Annotated in this window: 19 protein-coding genes; 9 read left to right on the top strand and 10 right to left on the bottom strand. The window is 66.7% G+C overall.

From position 1 onward, the window contains the following. Positions 1-3 precede the first annotated feature (3 nt). Positions 4-3153, top strand: a complete 3150-nt coding sequence (locus ACWIGM_RS06285; protein ID WP_454025040.1) for an efflux RND transporter permease subunit — start codon at positions 4-6, stop codon at positions 3151-3153. Positions 3154-3159: 6 nt separating this feature from the next. Here ACWIGM_RS06285 and ACWIGM_RS06290 read toward each other — a convergent pair whose 3' ends face one another. After that, positions 3160-3768 carry a glutathione S-transferase family protein gene (locus ACWIGM_RS06290; protein WP_454025041.1) on the bottom strand — a complete coding sequence of 203 codons (609 nt, stop codon included), beginning with the start codon at positions 3766-3768 and terminating at the stop codon, positions 3160-3162. A 78-nt stretch (positions 3769-3846) separates the two neighbouring features. Further along, the gene (locus tag ACWIGM_RS06295; protein ID WP_454025042.1) at positions 3847-4827 is read right to left on the bottom strand and encodes a LysR family transcriptional regulator; all 981 of its coding nucleotides are present in this window, start codon (positions 4825-4827) and stop codon (positions 3847-3849) included. Here ACWIGM_RS06295 and ACWIGM_RS06300 point away from each other — a divergent pair. Next, a complete protein-coding gene (locus ACWIGM_RS06300; protein WP_454025043.1) occupies positions 4826-4987 on the top strand; it encodes a hypothetical protein in 162 nt (53 codons plus the stop codon). The genes ACWIGM_RS06295 and ACWIGM_RS06300 overlap by 2 nt on opposite strands. A gap of 24 nt (positions 4988-5011) precedes the next feature. Then, positions 5012-5599: a nitroreductase family protein gene (locus ACWIGM_RS06305; protein ID WP_454025044.1), complete on the top strand. Its 588-nt coding sequence runs from the start codon at positions 5012-5014 to the stop codon at positions 5597-5599. Positions 5600-5717: 118 nt separating this feature from the next. Here the strand turns inward: ACWIGM_RS06305 and ACWIGM_RS06310 are convergent, their stop codons facing one another. Continuing rightward, the gene (locus ACWIGM_RS06310; protein WP_454025045.1) at positions 5718-5966 is read right to left on the bottom strand and encodes a DUF2312 domain-containing protein; all 249 of its coding nucleotides are present in this window, start codon (positions 5964-5966) and stop codon (positions 5718-5720) included. A 73-nt stretch (positions 5967-6039) separates the two neighbouring features. Beyond that, entirely contained in the window at positions 6040-6825 is a 786-nt protein-coding gene (locus ACWIGM_RS06315) for an N-formylglutamate amidohydrolase (protein WP_454025046.1), read from the bottom strand. 132 nt (positions 6826-6957) lie between these two features. On the opposite strand from ACWIGM_RS06315, the gene ACWIGM_RS06320 reads away from it, so the two are divergent. From ACWIGM_RS06320 to pncB, 4 genes are all read left to right on the top strand, one after another. Next, positions 6958-8244, top strand: coding sequence for a glycerate kinase type-2 family protein (locus ACWIGM_RS06320; RefSeq protein WP_454025460.1), 1287 nt, complete (start codon positions 6958-6960; stop codon positions 8242-8244). Positions 8245-8282: 38 nt separating this feature from the next. Further along, complete coding sequence (locus tag ACWIGM_RS06325) at positions 8283-8690, top strand: DUF1036 domain-containing protein (RefSeq protein ID WP_454025461.1); 408 nt, start codon at positions 8283-8285, stop codon at positions 8688-8690. Between the two features lie 93 nt (positions 8691-8783). Beyond that, entirely contained in the window at positions 8784-10223 is a 1440-nt protein-coding gene (gene pyk, locus ACWIGM_RS06330) for a pyruvate kinase (RefSeq protein ID WP_454025047.1), read from the top strand. 74 nt (positions 10224-10297) lie between these two features. After that, a complete protein-coding gene (pncB, locus tag ACWIGM_RS06335; protein WP_454025048.1) occupies positions 10298-11602 on the top strand; it encodes a nicotinate phosphoribosyltransferase in 1305 nt (434 codons plus the stop codon). Positions 11603-11704: 102 nt separating this feature from the next. Here pncB and ACWIGM_RS06340 read toward each other — a convergent pair whose 3' ends face one another. Further along, complete coding sequence (locus ACWIGM_RS06340) at positions 11705-12121, bottom strand: winged helix-turn-helix transcriptional regulator (RefSeq protein WP_454025049.1); 417 nt, start codon at positions 12119-12121, stop codon at positions 11705-11707. An 87-nt stretch (positions 12122-12208) separates the two neighbouring features. Here ACWIGM_RS06340 and ACWIGM_RS06345 point away from each other — a divergent pair, with 87 nt between their 5' ends. Beyond that, the gene (locus ACWIGM_RS06345; protein WP_454025050.1) at positions 12209-13210 is read left to right on the top strand and encodes a zinc-dependent alcohol dehydrogenase family protein; all 1002 of its coding nucleotides are present in this window, start codon (positions 12209-12211) and stop codon (positions 13208-13210) included. A gap of 61 nt (positions 13211-13271) precedes the next feature. Here ACWIGM_RS06345 and ACWIGM_RS06350 read toward each other — a convergent pair whose 3' ends face one another. From ACWIGM_RS06350 to ykgO, 5 genes are all read right to left on the bottom strand, one after another. Further along, entirely contained in the window at positions 13272-14072 is an 801-nt protein-coding gene (locus ACWIGM_RS06350) for an endonuclease/exonuclease/phosphatase family protein (RefSeq protein ID WP_454025051.1), read from the bottom strand. 139 nt (positions 14073-14211) lie between these two features. Then, on the bottom strand, positions 14212-14922 hold the full coding sequence (locus tag ACWIGM_RS06355) for an RES family NAD+ phosphorylase (RefSeq protein ID WP_454025052.1): 711 nt from the start codon (positions 14920-14922) through the stop codon (positions 14212-14214). Then, positions 14919-15332, bottom strand: a complete 414-nt coding sequence (locus ACWIGM_RS06360; protein WP_454025053.1) for an MbcA/ParS/Xre antitoxin family protein — start codon at positions 15330-15332, stop codon at positions 14919-14921. The genes ACWIGM_RS06355 and ACWIGM_RS06360 overlap by 4 nt, the downstream gene beginning before the upstream one ends. A gap of 183 nt (positions 15333-15515) precedes the next feature. Beyond that, positions 15516-16154 (bottom strand): tetratricopeptide repeat protein, encoded by a 639-nt coding sequence (locus tag ACWIGM_RS06365; RefSeq protein WP_454025054.1) that lies wholly within the window; start codon positions 16152-16154, stop codon positions 15516-15518. Positions 16155-16326: 172 nt separating this feature from the next. Continuing rightward, positions 16327-16452, bottom strand: a complete 126-nt coding sequence (gene ykgO / locus ACWIGM_RS06370; protein ID WP_038363015.1) for a type B 50S ribosomal protein L36 — start codon at positions 16450-16452, stop codon at positions 16327-16329. Positions 16453-16729: 277 nt separating this feature from the next. Here ykgO and ACWIGM_RS06375 point away from each other — a divergent pair, with 277 nt between their 5' ends. After that, positions 16730-17623 carry a tellurite resistance TerB family protein gene (locus ACWIGM_RS06375; protein ID WP_454025055.1) on the top strand — a complete coding sequence of 298 codons (894 nt, stop codon included), beginning with the start codon at positions 16730-16732 and terminating at the stop codon, positions 17621-17623. Positions 17624-17667: the final 44 nt, after the last annotated feature.

The following is a 17667-nucleotide window of genomic DNA, read 5'->3' on the forward strand; positions in this document are numbered from 1 at the left end:
CCGATGCTGAGCTCCGTCTTCGTCGACCGGCCCCGGCTGGCGATCGTCATCGCGCTCGTCACCACGATCGCCGGCCTGATCTCGCTCTTCGCGATTCCGGTCGCGCAGTATCCCGACATCGTGCCGCCGCAGATCTCGGTGCGAGCCGTCTATCCTGGCGCCTCGGCCGCCGTGGTCGAGCAGACCGTGGCCCAGCCCATCGAGGCCCAGATCGTCGGCACCGACAAGATGCTCTACATGAAGAGCGTCAGCGGCAATGACGGCAGCTATTCGCTGCAGGTCTCGTTCGAACTCGGCACCAATCCCGACATCAACAACGTCAACGTCAACAACCGCGTCCAGCTCGCTCTGTCGAAGCTGCCGCAGGAGGTTCAGCGCAGCGGCGTGACGGTCAAGAAGCAGTCCTCGGCGCTGCTCGGCGTCATCGCGGTCTACGCGCCGAAGGGCAATTACGACACGCTGTTCGTCTCGAACTACGTCACGATCAATCTGCTCGACGCGATCAAGTCCACCGCCGGCGTCGGCGACGCCTCGCTCTTCGGCGCGCAGGACTACGCCATCCGCGCCTGGGTCCGCACCGACAGCCTGACCGGCCTCAACCTCACCACCGGCGACATCATCGCCGCCATCCAGGGCCAGAACGCGCAGGCCGCGGTCGGGCGCATCGGCGCGCGTCCGATCTCCGATGACCAGCAATTGCAGCTCAACATCCAGACCAAGGGCCGCCTGACCTCGCCGGAGGAATTCGGCAAGATCGTGCTGCGCACCAACGCCGACGGCTCGGTGCTGCGGCTCTCGGACGTCGCGCGCCTCGAGCTCGGCGCGGCCAATCTCGACCGCGACACCAGGCTGAACGGCGGCCCGGCCGTACTGATCGGCGTCTACCAGGCGCCGGGCGCCAACGCCCTCACCGCCCTCGAATCCGTCAAGAAGACGATCGGCGATCTCGAGAAATCCTTCCCCGAGGGCCTCGCCTGGAAGGTCGTCTACGATCCGACCGCCTTCGTCACCGCCACGATCCACGAGGTGCAGAAGACGCTGATCGAGGCCTTCGTCCTCGTCGTGCTCGTCGTTTACCTGTTCCTCGGCAATCTGCGGGCGACACTGATCCCGACCATCGCCGTGCCGGTGAGTCTGATCGGCGCCTTCATCGTGCTCAACGCGATCGGCTATTCCGCCAACACCGTCTCGCTGCTCGCCGTCGTCCTCGCCATCGGCATCGTCGTCGACGACGCGATCGTCGTCATCGAGAACGTCGAACGTGTGATGGAGGAGCACCCCGAGCTGACGCCGGCGGAAGCGACCAAGCGCGCCATGGGCGAGATCGTCGCGCCGATCATCGCGATCACGCTGGTGCTGCTCTCGGTCTTCGTGCCGGTCGCCTTCATCCCCGGCATCTCCGGCGAGCTCTTCCGGCAATTCGCCGTCACCGTCGCCGTCGCGATGGTGCTCTCGGCGATCAATGCACTGACGCTGTCGCCGGCGCTCTGCGCCATCCTGCTCAGGCCCCATCACGGGCCGCGGCGCGGGCCGATCGGCTATGTCATGCGCGGCATCGACTGGACGCGCGACCGATACGGCGCAGGCGTGGCACGCCTCGTGCGCATCTCGCTCATCAGCCTTGCCCTGACCGCAGCCTTCGGCGCCGGCATCTATGCGATGGGGCGGATCACGCCGACCGGCTTCCTGCCGGAGGACGATCAGGGCGCCTTCTTCGTCGTCGCCCAATTGCCCGACGGTGCCTCGATCGGGCGGACCTCGGCACTCGCAGCCGAGGTCGAGGGCATCCTCAAGACCGAGAACGCGATCGCGGACTATTCCACGGTCATCGGCCTCAACTTCATCGACAACTATTCCCAGCCCAATGCCGGCTTCTTCGTGGTGACGCTGAAACCGTTCGACCAGCGCACCAGCCCGGAGGACACGGCCCCGGCGGTCATCGCGCGGCTGGCCCAGAAGTTCCGCGCGGTGCGAGACGGCAATGTCGTACCGGTCGCTCCCCCGCCGATCATCGGCCTCGGCACTGGCGGCGGCTTCAGCTACGTCCTGATGGACATGGGCTCATCGGACCCCAAGGCGCTCGGCCGGGCGCTGCGCGGCCTCACCGTCGCCGCCAACCAGGACCCGCAATTGCGGCGGGTGTTCTCGACCTTCTCGGATTCGGCGCCCTCGATCTATCTCGATATCGACCGCGACAAGGTCCAGATCCTCGGCGTCGCGCTCAGCGATGTCTTCCAGGCCCTGCAGGCTTCGCTCGGCGGCTACTACGTCAACGACATGAACCTGTTCGGCCGCACCTGGCAGGTCCAGGTCCAGGCTGAGGGCACCGACCGCGCCTCGGTCAACGACATCTACCGCATCAATGTCCGCAACAAGTCCGGCGACATGGTGCCGCTGCGCTCCTTCGTCGAGGCCAGGGTCGAGGTCGGCCCGCAGGCGCTGATCCGCTACAACAACCGCCTGGCGGTGACGCTCCAGGGCTCGCCCGCCCCGGGCGTCTCCTCCGGCCAGGCGCTGAAGGCGATGGAGACGGTCGCGGCCAAGACCCTGTCGTCCGGCTATCGCGGCGAATGGACCGACGTCTCCTTCCAGGAGAAGCGAGCCGAAGGGCAGACGGGGATGATCCTCGCCTTCGCCCTGCTCTTCGCCTACCTGTTCCTGGTCGCGCTCTACGAGAGCTGGACGATCCCGGTGCCGGTGCTGCTCTCGGTCGCGGTCGGCGTGCTCGGCGCCTTCGTCGCGATCGTCCTCGCCAAGCTGACGCTCGATCTCTACGCCCAGATCGGCATCGTCGTCCTGATCGGCCTCGCCGCCAAGAACGGCATCCTGATCGTCGAGTTCGCCAAGGAGCTGCGCGAGAAGGGGCATCCGCTCCTGCACGCGGCGACCGAGGGCGCGCGCCTGCGCTTCCGCCCGGTGATGATGACGTCCTTCGCCTTCATCCTCGGCCTCCTGCCGCTCGTCATCGCGGAAGGACCGTCGAAGCTCGCAAGGCGCGACGTCGGCACGCCGGTCTTCGGCGGCATGCTGTTCGCGTCCATCCTCGGCATCTTCGTGATCCCGGCGCTCTATGTCGTCTTCCAGGGTCTGCGCGAGCGCCTGCGGCCGGGAGCTAGGCCGAAGGTCGAGCAGACGCCGACGCCGGCCGAATAGCGGGGCCTACTCCCGGTCGATCGGCCAGGCCTTGAAGACGTCGAGCACCTCGCAGGCGGCGGCCTGGCGCGCCAGCGCCGGCCAGCGTTCCGCCGGGGCGAATTCCGGGATGACGAAGCGGCAGAAGCCCCAGGCGATCGCTGCGGCGATGTCGCCCGGCCTGAGCTCAGGCCCCGCCCCGATCTCGCCACGCTCGGCCGCCCGGTCGAGCAAATCGAGCGCCGTATGGAGCTGCGCCAGGATGCGTTCCTGCCAGCCCTCGTAGCGCTTCTCCTCCGGCCGCTTGCGCTCGTATTCGACCGAGACCGCCTTGTCGGCCGCGACGATGCCGATGCCGGTCAGGCTGAGGTCCCTGACCCGTGCCGCCCTGTCGGCCGGACGCAATGAACGGCCGGCAACATCCTCGAAATGCTGGATGATCAGCAGGGATTCACTGATCACCGTGCCATCATCGCCGACCAGCGTCGGCGCCTTGATCAGCGGGTTGATCTTGCGGAACTCCGGCATGTGCCGGAACACCGAGACCGAACGATGCTCGAAATCGAGGCCGAGCAGGGTTCCGGTGATGGCGGCGCGCCGCACATAAGGGCTGTCGAGCATTCCAACCAGCAGCATCGCGATCTCCCATCGTCGTGGGCGGAACACTGGCTGCTGGCGGCGCCCTTGCCACGTGAATTCGCGTGAAGCGCAACTTCACGCCATTTGATGCTCGTCGGCGGGGTAGTCCTCGGGCGCCAGTTCGCCTGCAGCAATTTTCGCCTGAACAGCCGCCTGGCAAGGATCCCAGGCCGGCGTGTTGCCGAAGCGCTCGAGCATCAGGTCGATCAGCACCCGCACCTTGCCGGGCACATAAGGCCCCGGCGGGCGCACGACATGAAGCGCGCTCTCGCGCATCGGATAGCGCCAGAGGATGTGCTCGACCGTCCCGGCACGGATCGCGTCGCTGGCGATGAAGGTCGGCAGGACCGTGATGCCCAGCCCGGCTTCGGCCCAGCGCAGGAGCGTGTCGCCATTGTCGGAGCGCAAGCGGCTGGAGGGGCGCACGGAGACCCAGCGCCGGTTCACGCGGAAGCCCCAGTCGACGACGCTGTTGCCCGAATAGACCAGGCATTCGTGGTGGGCGAGATCGAGCGGCGTCTCCGGCCTGCCGCAGCGGGCGAGATAATCCGGACTGGCCAGCACCGCGCCCTTCACTGGCGCGATGCGGCGCGCGACCAGGCTGGAATCCTTGAGCGTCCCGATCCGGATCGCGGCATCGAAACGCTCGCCGATCAGGTCGACCTGGCGATCGCTGGCCTCGACATCGAGCCCCAGCCGGGGATGGCGCTGCGCGAGTTCCGCCAGCACCGGGGCAAGGTGGCGATAGCCGAAGGAGAGCGGCATCGACAGCCTGAGCCGGCCAGTGACGCCATCGCTCTGCTGCGCCACCGCCTCGCGCGCCTCGGCGAGCTCGGACAGGATGCGCTCGCCACGCGCCTTGAATTCCAGCCCGGCCTCGGTGGCGGCGACACCGCGCGTCGTCCGGCTGAGCAGCCTTGTACCGAGATCGGACTCAAGCCGGGCGATGCGGCGGCTGACGATCGATTTCGCCAGGCCGAGACTATGGGCGGCCCGGCCGAAGCCGCCGGCGTCGACAACGGCGACGAAGCTCCGGATATCGTCGATCTCGGACATGAAGCGTTCCTGCTTGAGCAACAGAGTGGTGCCCAATATGGGCATTCTGGTGCGGCAAGTGAACCGCTACCTCTCCCTCATCGAAATCCCGCTCTCGCAGGAAGGGCGCCTGAAGGGGTGCTCCGAGAAAACCACCCGTTTCTTCGGCCTGCCGGTGTGACACGCGTTCACAGATGAGGAAGCCATGCTCGACAAGCTTAAGCGGCGCCGTACGCAATATGCCCTCGGCAAGAATCTGCCGATCTCCGAAACGCAGGTGGATGGCCTGATCCGGGAGGCGATCCGCCTGTCGCCCTCCAGCTTCAACTCGCAGAGCTCTCGCGCCGTCATTCTCTTCGGCAGGGAGAGCGACAAGTTCTGGAGCATCGCCAAGGAAACGCTTCAGGCGATCGTACCGGCTGCTGACTTCCCCGCGACAGCCAAGAAGATCGAGGGCTTCGCGAGCGGCGCCGGGACGGTGCTGTTCTATGAGGATCAGGAGCCGGTGAAGGCCCTGCAGGCGAACTTCCCGCTCTACGCGCACAACTTCCCGATCTGGTCGGAGCATTCGACCGGCATGGCGCAGCTGGCCGTGTGGACCGCGCTCGCCGACGCCGGTATCGGCGCCAGCCTCCAGCACTACCATCCGCTCGTCGACGCGGAAGTGGCCAAGACCTGGAACATCCCTGCGTCCTGGAAGCTCACCGCGCAGATGCCTTTTGGCTCCAACGAGGCAGCCTTCCAGGAGAAGACCTTCATCGATGACGAGCTGCGGTTCCGCACCCATCGGTGACCGCAGCTCGGAGACGAGCAGCGCCAGGTCCAAGCTCATCGCCTGGGCAACATCCTGAAAAGCAAAAACGCCGCCCGAGGATCCCTCGGGCGGCGTTTTGATGTTCGCTAGCTCAGTATCAGGCGCTCTCGCCGACCGCTTGCAGATAGAGTTCGAGGATCGCTTCCTCTTCCTGGCGCTCGTTGAGGTCGCGCTTGCGCAGCGCAATCACCTTGCGCAGGACCTTGACGTCATAGCCATTGGCCTTGGCCTCGGAATAGACCTCCTTGATATCGTCGGAGATCGTCTTCTTCTCTTCCTCAAGCCGCTCGATGCGCTGCACGATGCTCTTGAGCTGGTCGCCTGCAACCGGATCGTCCATTCTCATAACCCTTCTTCGAAATTCGGCCGCAGGGGTTCGCAAGGATGGGCGGCAAGGTCAAGCGAGAAGCGGCCTGAGTTCACATCTCTCGTGCCGCAGAGAGCGCTCCCGGCAGCAATCTGGCCAGCCTGAAACCCCAGGCGCGGGCCGCATGCGGCTCGCCGATCAAGTCCTGGCGGATCTCGATCAACGCGTCGAGCAGGCCGCGGCGCGTCGCATGGCGGTCGATCGTGTCGCCGGGCAAGCCACCATTATAGGGCTCGTTGTCGCCGACGATCAGATCGCCCTCGGCCTGCAGCGCCGCGATCAGCGCCTGCGCCAGCCGGCCCTCCCTGTCCCAGAGCACGCCGGCATGCCAGGGCCGCGGCACGCCCTTCCAGAACGGCGTGAAGGAATGCAGCGAGACGATCGCCGGCGGATGGCCCGCTGCGATCGCCGTTCCGACCGCAGCATCGATCGCCGCATCATAGGGCGCATAGTAGCGCGCAATCCGTTCAGCGATGCCGGCGTCGTCGATCCGGGCATTGCCGGGCACGATCGCGCCGTCCGAGATCCGCATCACCAGGGTCGGGTCGTCGCGGCCGCGATTGGGATCGATCAGCAGCCGCGAGAAATTGCTGAGCACGGCGGGAGCACCCAGCGCTTGCGCCATCGCCCGCGTCATCTCGGCGGCGCCGATATCATAGGCGATGTGGCGTTCGAGCTGCTGCGGCGGCAGGCCGAGCAGATTCAGTTCGGGCGGGATCGCATTGGTGGCGTGATCGCAAAGCAGCAGGATGCCTGCGGCCGGATCGCCGGCGATGATCTCGACATCGCCGGGCTGCCGCACCGGAGCATTGCTCTGCAAGCCCTCGTCCGCACGCATCATGACCTCGGACTACATCATCAAATCGCGGGTGACGCCCACGCCGACGCGGCATAGAAGGGGCTGAGACGAAAGTCGATCGCCGACGGCAGATTCGCAAGAGGAAGACGCTTGGAGCAGCGGCAGGACGCAATCGCAGGGCAGCGGCAGGTTGCGCGGCGGATCTTCGACGCTGCCGTGGCCAGGGCCCATCCGCAGAGCTGGCTTGCCGCGCATCTGCCCCCTCCGCCACCGAACGGCCGCCTGATCCTGCTCGCCGCTGGCAAGGCGGCCGGCAGCATGACGGTGCTGGCGGAAGCCCATTATCTCGACACGCTGAAGCTCCCGCCCGAGCGCTTCCTCGGTCATGCCGTCGCCCGCCATGGCTACGAGGCGCAGACCCGCCATATCCCGATGCTCGCAGCCGGCCATCCCGTGCCCGACGAAGGCAGCATCGCCAGTGCGACGCGGGCGCTCGAGCTTGCAGCCTCCGCCACGGCCGACGATCTGGTGCTGGTGCTGCTCTCCGGCGGCGGCTCGGCCAATTGGGTCGCGCCGGCCGGCTCCCTGACGCTTGCCGAGAAGCAGGCTGTCAACAAGGCGCTGCTCCGTTCCGGCGCGCCGATCGGCGAGATGAACATCGTCCGCAAGCGGCTCTCGCGCATCAAGGGCGGCCGGCTCGCGCTCGCCGCCGCACCGGCGAAGCTGCTCACGCTCGCCGTCTCCGACGTGCCGCATGACGATCCCGCTGCGATCGCTTCGGGCCCGACCGTGCCCGATCCCAGCAGCATGGCCGATGCCCGCACCATCGTCGCCCGCTACGGGCTGACGCTGCCGCCGGCGGCGCAGGCGCTGCTAGCCGACGATGCCAGCGAGACGCCGAAGCCCGGCGATCCCGCCTTTGCCAACAGCGAATACCGCATCGTCGCCCGCCCCGCTGACGCCATCGCCGCCGCGGTCAAGGCCGCCGCCGAAGCCGGATACGAGCCGATCGACCTCGGCCCCGATCTCGAAGGCGAGGCGCGTGAGGTCGCCGCCGCCCAGGCGGCGCGTGCGAGGGAACTTAAAGCCGCGGGCCGCCGCGCCGCGCTGATCTCAGGCGGCGAGCTCACCGTCACCATCGCCGGCAATGGCCGCGGCGGGCCGAACCAGGAATTCGCCCTGGCACTGGCGATCGCACTCGCCGGCGAACCCGGCATCGTCGCGCTCTCCGGCGACACTGACGGCACCGATGGCGGCGGCGGCGAGGCGACCGACCCGGCTGGTGCGCTTGTCGACGAGACCACGCTGGCGCGCGCCAGCGATCTTAGCCTCGATCCCGCCCAATCGCTGGCTCAGAACGATTCGACCGGCTTCTTCACCCCGCTCGGCGATTTGTTGCAGACCGGCCCGACCCTGACCAATGTCAACGATTGCCGCGTGATTCTGATCGATCCATGAAACGGGCCATGAGCCGAAGCGGATTTTGTCTTCCAGCAATGCTTGCCGCCGGGCTGCTTTTGGCCGGCGCCGGCCCGGCGCTGGCGGACTTACGCATGTGCAACACCACCGGCAGCCGCGTCGGCGTCGCGCTCGGCTATCGCGATGCGCAGGGCTGGATCACCGAAGGCTGGTGGAACCTGGCGCCGCGTGCCTGCGAGACCCTGCTGCGCGGCACGCTCGCGGCGCGCTTCTACTACGTCCATGCCGTCGACTATGACAAAGGCGGCGAATGGACCGGCAAATCCGTCATGTGCACGCGCAACAAGGAATTCACCATTCGCGGCATCGAGGATTGCCTGGCGCGCGGCTATGAGCGCTCCGGTTTCTTCGAGGTCGACACCGGCGAGCAGAAGGGCTGGACCATTCAGCTCACCGACACAGCCGGCGCGGCGCCGCGGCCATGAGTGCGGCGCGGCAAATCGCTTGCCCTAATCGTTTGAATCGGCGAGGCCTGCAGTGAGCAGGCACGATATGGCTTCTCAGGGGAAAATGGCGCGATGAAGCGGGAACGGCGGATCAAGATCATCGCGACGCTGGGGCCGGCCTCGTCCACCTCGGAGATGTGCGCGGCGCTGTTCAAGGCCGGTGTCGACGTCTTCCGCATCAATATGAGCCACACCCAGCGCGAGGACCTGCCGGCCAGGATCGCGATGCTGCGCGGGCTGGAGAAGCAGTTCCGCCGGCCGGTCGGCATCCTCGCCGACCTGCAGGGGCCGAAGCTACGCGTCGGCCAGTTCGGCGGCGATGGCGGCGTCATGCTGGAGAAGGACGCCCGCTTCACCCTCGACGCCGATCCGGCGCCCGGCACGGTCAAGCGCGTGCACCTGCCACATCCGGAGATCCTGACGGCGCTGGAGCCCGGCCATCATCTCATCCTCGACGACGGCAAGATCCGCCTCGTCGTCGAGAAGGCTTCGCCGAAGCAGGCCGTGACCAAGGTCGTCGTCGGCGGCCGGCTCTCCTCGCGCAAGGGCGTCAGCCTGCCCGACACCACGATCCCGGTCTCGGCGATGACGGACAAGGACCGCTCGGACGCGGAAGCCGCGGCCGAGGCTGGCGTCGACTGGATCGCGCTTTCCTTCGTGCAGCGGCCGGAGGACATGGCGGACCTCCGCAAGATCGTGCAGGGCCGGGCGCTGGCGCTCGCCAAGATCGAGAAGCCGCAGGCTGTGCTGCGCCTGCAGGAGATCATCGAAGCCTCCGACGCGATCATGGTGGCGCGCGGCGATCTCGGCGTCGAGATGCCGCTTGAGAAGGTGCCTGGCACGCAAAAGCGCATCACCCGCATGGCGCGGCGCATGGGCAAGCCGGTCGTGGTCGCGACGCAGATGCTCGAGAGCATGATCACCGCGCCGGTCCCGACCCGCGCCGAGGTCTCCGACGTCGCCACCGCCGTCTTCGAGGGCGCCGACGCCGTCATGCTCTCGGCCGAGAGCGCTGCCGGCCAGTACCCGATCGAGGCGGTTGCAATGATGAACCGCATCGCCGAGGAGGTCGAGAGCGAGTCGATCTACCGCTCCATCCTCGAATCGCAGAAGGCCGAACCGGAAGCGACCGGCGCCGACGCCATCGCCAAGGCCTCGCACGAGATTGCCGACGCGCTGCACCTCAAGGCGATCGCCGCCTGGACCTCCTCGGGCTCGACCGCCTTCCGCATCGCCCGCGAGCGACCGAACTCGACCGTGATCGCGCTGACGCCGAACGCAGCCACCGCCCGCCGCCTCACGCTGGTCTGGGGCGTCCATGCCGTCGTCACCAAGGACGCCAGCGACATCGACGACATGGCCTTCCGCGCCTGCAAGTTTTCGGTGCGCGAGGGCTTCGCTGCCGAGGGCGACCGACTCATCGTCGTCGCCGGCGTTCCCTTCGGCACGCCGGGCGCGACCAACATGGTCCGTATCGCCTTCGTCGCCAAGGAGCATGTCGAGCAGGCTTGATCTGCTCGGCATTCCCCTGCGGCCGCCCCTGCTCTACTGCTTGAGCGGTCAGCCTCTGCGAGCCAGCGACGCCCATGGCCCTCACCGACATCGCCACCCGGACCTATAATCACAGCTGGCGGCTCGACCCGATCATCCGCAGCCTGCTCGACACCGATTTCTACAAGCTGCTGATGCTGCAGATGATCAGGAGCTTCCATCCGGAGGTGCAGGTCACCTTCGGCCTGATCAATCGCTCCAAACAGATCCGCCTCGCCGACGTGATCGAGGAAGCCGAGCTGCGTGCCCAGCTCGACCATGCCCGCGAATTGCGCTTCACCAAGAAGGAACTGATCTGGCTCGCCGGCAACAGCTTCTACGGCAAGACCCAGATGTTCACGCCGGACTTCATCGCCTGGCTCGCCGAGTTCCGCCTACCGGATTACGAGCTGCGCAAGGTCGACGGCCAGTACGAGCTGACCTTCGCCGGCCCCTGGACCCATTCGATGATGTGGGAGATCCCGGCGCTCGCCATCGTCAACGAACTGCGCTCGCGCCAGGCGCTGAAGACCTGGGACCGCTTCGCCCTCGACGTGCTCTATGCCCGCGCCAAGTCGAAGCTCTGGGACAAGGTCGAGCGGCTGAAGAAGCTGCCGGACCTGCGCATCTCCGATTTCGGCACGCGCCGCCGCCATGGCCATCTCTGGCAGCGCTGGTGCGTTGAGGCGCTGAAGGAAGGCCTGGGGCCGACCTTCACAGGCACGTCCAACGTCCTGCTCGCCATGGAGAACGACCTCGAAGCGATCGGCACCAACGCCCATGAACTGCCGATGGTGCTGGCTGCGCTGGCGGACAGCGACGAGGAGCTGAAACGGGCGCCCTATCGCGTGCTCGACGAATGGCGCCAGGTCTATGGCGGCAACCTCCTGATCGTGCTGCCGGACGCTTTCGGGACCACGGCTTTCCTGCGCGACGCGCCCGCCTGGCTCGCCGACTGGACCGGCTTTCGCCCCGACAGCGCCCCGCCGATCGAGGCCGGCGAGCAGATCATCGCCTGGTGGCAGTCGCAGGGCCGCGATCCCAAGACAAAGCTACTGATCTTCTCCGACGGCATGGACATCGACTCGATCGAGGAGGCCTATCGGCATTTCCATGGCCGGGTCCGCACCGGTTTCGGCTGGGGCACCAACCTGACCAACGACTTCGTCGGCTGCTCGCCGGTCGGCACGCCCGATCTCGACCCGATCTCGCTGGTCTGCAAGGTCGTCAGCGCCAATGGCCGCCCGGCGGTGAAGCTCTCCGACAACCCCAACAAGGCGACCGGCGATGCAGCCGAGATCGCGCGTTACCTGCGCGTCTTCGGTGGAGCGGATCGGAAGGCGAAGGCGGTGAGAGTTTAGGTCGCAGCCTTGTAGGCGAAGAGTGTGTCTGCCTTCGCACCGACACTCAACCCCGGGGCGCCCGCGCGCTCTGCCAAAACGGCATACTCGAATGCCAAGCGATCAATGATCGCCTGAGACCAGCTCTGCCGAACGCACCCCGCCTGGAGACAGTAATGTCGATGCCGCTTCGGCATGGTCCCGGGCCTGCAGGGCCTCTCCCCAGTCTCTCAAGCTGATCAGCACCGGCTCCAGCGTTCGGCCGAAATCTGTCAGCTCGTACTCAACCCGCGGCGGCACCTCCGGGTAGACAGTGCGGCGCACTATGCCGTCGGCTTCGAGCTCGCGGAGCTGGATCGTCACCATCCGGGGGGTGGCGTTGGCTGTCAGGCGGCACAGCGCATTGAAGCGCAGCCGGCCCTCGAGAAGGTGAAACATCAGCACCGGCTTCCAGATCCCACCGAGGACGCTGAGCGTCGCTTCGACTGCACAACCGGTCCGCGTCGCCTTGCGGCGCGCCTGCCTGACACTATCATTCATGATAGTACATGTTCCTTTTGATCGTACTTACGAAGATATCCTTATAGACCTAGCTCTAGCGCGCCAACCCTGACCAAGGAGACGACGTTGCGCGCTTATCGACTGAACGGACCGAACGCCCCGCTGACGCTGCACGACGAACCGGTATCAAAGCCGGGGCCCGGGGAAGTGCTGGTCGACCTCAAGGCCGCCACCCTCAACTATCGGGACCTGATCGTGCAGGAGGGGCGCTATGGCGGCGACCAGAAGCGCGATCTCGTCCCGCTTTCGGACGGCGCGGGCATTGTCGTGCAGATCGGCGACGGCGTGTCTCGCGACCGGCTCGGCCAGCGTGTCGCGCTCGGCTTCATGCCCGGCTGGCTGGACGGGGCATTCTCGGCCCGCAAGCAGGCGACCGCACTCGGCGGCGGCTTCGTCGATGGCGTGCTTGCCGAGCAGATTGTCGTTCCAGCTGCCGCTGCAGTCGCTTTCCCGGATGCCTGGTCGTTCGAAGAGGCTGCCGCCTACCCTTGCGCCGGAGTCACCGCCTGGAACTGCCTGTTCGGGGGCCGTGGTCTGCGCCCCGGAGACAGCGTCCTGGTCCAGGGCACCGGCGGCGTCTCAACCTTCGCACTGCAGATGGCCAGAGCTGCCGGGGCGCGGGTGATCGTCACCTCCAGCTCCGATGAGAAGCTCGCCTGGGCGCGCGGGCTCGGCGCACATGCGACCATCAATTACTGCACCACGCCGAACTGGGGCGAGGTCGCAGCAAGCATGGCTGGCGGCGAGGGCATCGATCTCGTTGTGGAGGTCGGCGGCTCCGGTACGCTGAACCAGGCGCTTCGCGCCGCCAGGCCCGGAGGCGAAGTTGCGCTGGTCGGTGTTCTCACCGGATTTTCCGGAGAGATCGACACCGGCGCGATCCTGATGAAGGCGATCGACGTTCGCGGAGTCTATGTCGGCTCCGTCGCTGATCTTGAAGCCGCGGTGGCCACGGGCGTCAAACCTCTGATCGACGAGATATTCCCCTTTGAGGTGGCACAGGCAGCCTTCGACCGGCTGCGCAGCGGTCAGCATCGCGGCAAGGTTGCGATCAAGATTGCAGCCTGAACATTCGGACCGAAGGGCACGTCCGCTCCCGTTACCACGGGAGCGGACTCTGAGCGACCTTCTAGACCTCGAGCAGCAGCGGCCTGTGGTCTGAAACCTCAGGGCTTTCGACGACCTCGAAGGCGAGAACATCGACCATCTCGTTCACCAGCATGTAGTCGGCATGGCGGCCGGGCTTCTTGTAGTGCGATGTCCGCGTGCCGGAATGGCCGCGGCCGACAACGAGATCGGTCAGTCCCATCCCTGCCAGAACCTCGAAGGTCTGGCTGCCGGGTTCCACATTGAAGTCGCCGCAGACGACGAGCCTGTCGCCCGGCTGCGCCACCGCCTGCGTCAAGGCAGCCAGGCGATGCGCCTGCTCGAGACGTTCCGGCGTGTCGATCTTGCCCTGAAGGTCTCTCAGCCCGTGCATGTGCGCGATCGTGATCGGCCAGCCACGATCGAAGTCATGGAGCCGAATGACATGGGCATTGCGCGAGCGCGGATGCTCGCCATAGCCGTCAGGCGAAAAGCCCTTGTGAACGAAGCCCTGCGCCTGCGCGACGATCGGGAGCTTGCGATGCACGAAAGTCGCGAGCCCCCATTGCGATGGAACGGTATCCTCGCCATCCCACAGCACGCCCTGCGCCGCCGGGCAGAAGATCGCGACATGCTCCGGCAGGGCCGCGGATACGTCGCGGAAGAAATTGGCGCGCTGCGGCAAGACATGGTCACCGTCGCGGTAGGTCAGCCACTCCTTCGACGTCGCTGGCGTATGGACGACCTCCTGAAGGCAGAGCACGTCGGGCGCTTCGTGCGCGAGATAGGCTTCCGCCTCTTCGTGAAGCGTTCCACCCCAGCCGTTCAGACACATGATACGCAAGGCGATGCTCCGTCGGATGCGGGCCCTATAGGCTGCACTTCATCGACGGACCAGATTGCCTGGTGGCGGGGAGGTCTGCTCGCAGCGCGAGACTGCTCTCCCGCCAGCAAGCCTCGCATCCGCGCGCAACCAAGCCCGTCTACCCGATCCGGAACACCTTCCCCGTCCCGGCCTCGCGGTAGAGATCAACCCGCTCGCCATTCCAGTGATAGTCGAGATGCCGGCCCTGGACGGGATTATTGGCGAGGTCAGGCCAGAACAGCCCGGCGCACTCCCCTCCCCGGCGGCGCACGCTCGGATAGACGACGCCCTCCGACTTGGCAGTGCGCAGCTTCGCTCCCAGTGCCTGGCCCGCCACATAATCGTCCGACTGCAATAGCGCGCTCTCCCCTGCCCGCTCGCTGCGCAGATCATGCAGGGCGGCGTCGACCGACAGCACCAGCTCGCGGAACTGCGAGGTCCAGCCCGGCGGTTCCTGCGTCCGCGCCATGAAGCGGCCATGGTGGTGGATCGTCTCGAACAGCGCCGTCTCGAAACTCTCGGCGACATAGAGCACGCCGAAGCTGCCATCGCTGAAGCGGCTCGGCCGGTCGCGGCTGACATGGGTGAACGGCGCCATCAGCCAGCTCGCGCCTGCCCCAGAGACGCGGCGGGCCGTCGGCACCAGATCGAGATTGCCGATCGTCTCCATCAGGCGCGGATTGGTCTTCATCTCCGCCAGGATCAGCAGCGGCCAGTCGACCGGATCGGCGATGTCCTCGAACAGGTCGATCGGCGGGAAGGCGCTGCGGATGATGCGGATTGCCGCCGGCCATGCGACCTGCGCGACCGGAAAATCATCGGCATTCACCAGAGCCCGCGCTCCGCATCGAGATAGCGCCGCACCCGCATCAGGTCGGTGAGCTCGCCGCCGAGCATCACCTCCAGTGCCGACTGGCCGGTGAAGGCCTCGTTCCCCGCCTTGATCCAGGCATAGCCGCGCTGCGGCTCGCGGAAGATCAGGCGCAGCGCCTTGTGGATGCCCATCAGGTTGGAGAGCCGCGCTTTGGCGTCGCGGTCGATGCGGCCGATATCGCCCGCCTTCCAGCGCCGATAGCTGCGCACCGGCTGGTCGAGCAGCACGGCGGCCTCCTCGTCGGTCAGCCGCCAGAGCCGGAACAGGTTCACGGCGGCGCGGAACATCGCCGCGGCCTCCGCCTCGGTGATCGCCGCGGGCGAGAAGGTATCCGGGGCAGTTGGGACCGGCGAGAGCTGGCTCATCGGGAAATCTCCATTTGGCAGAATATAAGTAAAATGCTGCCAAATGGCAAGATCATGGTTGCGCGTCATTCTCGGACGGAGCGAAGCGCAGATCCAGGAAGCTCAAGACGAGAAGGTGTTGGTTGGGAGACTCATTCGGCTCGAGATGCTCGGGTCAAGCCCGAGCATGACGGGTATGGCATCTCACGCGTCGCGGCCGTCAACCTCGAGCTTGAGCGATTCGACGGCGTCCTTCACCGCTTCCAGCTGCGGGTAGACCTCGAGCGCACGCCGATAGGCGACCATGGCACGCTTGTCGTCGCCCTGCTGGCGCAGGATCGTGCCGAGCCCCATCATCGCGCCGTAATGGCGCGGCTCGCGCTTCAGCGTCTCGGCGATGTCGAGCATCGACCGAATCGGATCACCCTGCAGGAACAGCGCATTGGCCCGCTGATTCCAGCCCTCGGCCCAGTCGGGCTCCAAAGTGATGACCCGGTCGAGCAATTCGATCGCCAGCGGCAATTCACGGGCCTTCAGCGCGTCCTGCGCCCTCGTCATCAGGAGATCGGCCGTGTCAGAACCCGAACGGGCCCAGCGCCGCTGGATCAGATTGGCGATACCCTTGGCCTCTTCGGCCGTCTTGGCCGCGGCGAGTCGCTCAAACAGGCGGTCGAGCGTGGCGGCCGGGCTGCGCGGCGGCGGCGCTTCCGGCAGGTTCGGCTTGTCGTCGCGATCGGCATTCGGCACCGCGCCGTCGCGCAGCGGTGCCTGCTGGGCGACCACTCCCGGCATGGCTGCGAGAAGCAGCCCCGGAATCAGGATGGCACGGGCAAGACGAGACAACCTCATGCCCCCAAGGTGGGCGCGATGAGGCTCAACGTCAATTCACGGCCCAGCGAGATCAGCGCAGGACGGAGCTCGATACACGCCAAAAAAGCGGGCCGCACGATGTGCAGCCCGCTCTTTCAATCTCGACAAGGAAGCTGGTGGCGCGGCCCTGAAGCCGCGCGACGCCTCAGCCCTGACGCGCCTTGAAGCGCTTCTGGACCTTGTTGATGATGTAGACGCGGCCCTTGCGGCGCACGAGCTGGTTGTCGCGATGGCGCGCGCGCAGCGACTTCAGCGAATTGCGGATCTTCATAGCCCGTACTCCCATCGGCCCGCCTCTCGGCGAAACCGGTCAAAAAACTGAAGGCGACGCGAACCGGAAGCCGGCTCTCATCGAGCAAACGACATGCGCGCCTGATGCGATGGCCGGCTGTATAAGGATTTTACCGGGATTGGCAAGGCCCCGGCGCGTTTTTCCGCGACGCGATCGCATGCGTCATGCTCTCGTCGCAATCGCATGGCCGCCCTAGTATCCCGGCTGACGCATACCTAGATTGCGGCGGCGGCAGACCTATCAGGGAGCTCTCTCGATGTTCAACGCCAAGTCCCTCCTCGATGCCCTCGTCAATGCGGGCAGCCAGGCTGGCGCCCAGGGTGGCCAGGCCGGCGGGCTCGGCGGCGTGCTCGGCAACCTCGCCCAGCAGATCCAGCAGGGCGGCGGCGCCGGCGGCCTCGCCGGCATGGCTGGCCAGATCTTCGGCCAAGCCAGCCAGGGTGTGCAGGACGCCGCCCGCAACACCGGGCTGCAGCAAGGCGCGACTGACATCGTCGGCCAGCTCTCCGGCGGCAAGACACCCGAGCAATTGATCGAGCAAGCCAAGGGCATGCTCGGCGGCAACCAGCTCGCCGCCGGCGCCGTGCTCGGCGGCCTCGGCGCGCTGATCTTCGGGACCTCTGCCGGCCGCTCGATCGCCGGTTCCGCGGCCAAGATGGGCGGCCTCGCTTTGATCGGCGGCCTCGCCTACAAAGCCTATCAGAACTATCAGGCCGGCAAGCCACTGCTCGGCGCCGATCAGCAGGCTGCGCTGCCGGCCCCGGCTGGCTCGGGCTTCGAGCCGGAAGCGGCGAAGAACGAGCATGCGCTGCTCTTCATCCGCGCCATGATCGCGGCCTCGGCCTCCGACGGCCATATCGATGATGCCGAGCGCAACGCCATCATGGGCGGCCTGCGCGAAGCCGGTCTCGATGCCGAAGCCAATGAATGGCTTAGCCAGGAGCTGGCCAACCCGGCGAGCGTCGATACGCTGGTCGAAGGCGCCGAGAGCCCCGAGCTCGCCGCACAGATCTATACGGCCGCGCGGATCGCCATCAATCCGGACACCCCGGCCGAGAAGGACTTCCTCGCCGGCCTCGCCGGCTCGCTCGGCCTCGATGCCGAGCTGGTCGCCAACATCGACGCGGCGGCGAGCGCCGCCAAGGCCTGACTACTGACGCAGAGCTGGAGTGCGCCGGGCATGGATTGACCGCC

It is taken from the genome of Allobosea sp. NPDC055332 (assembly GCF_053645455.1).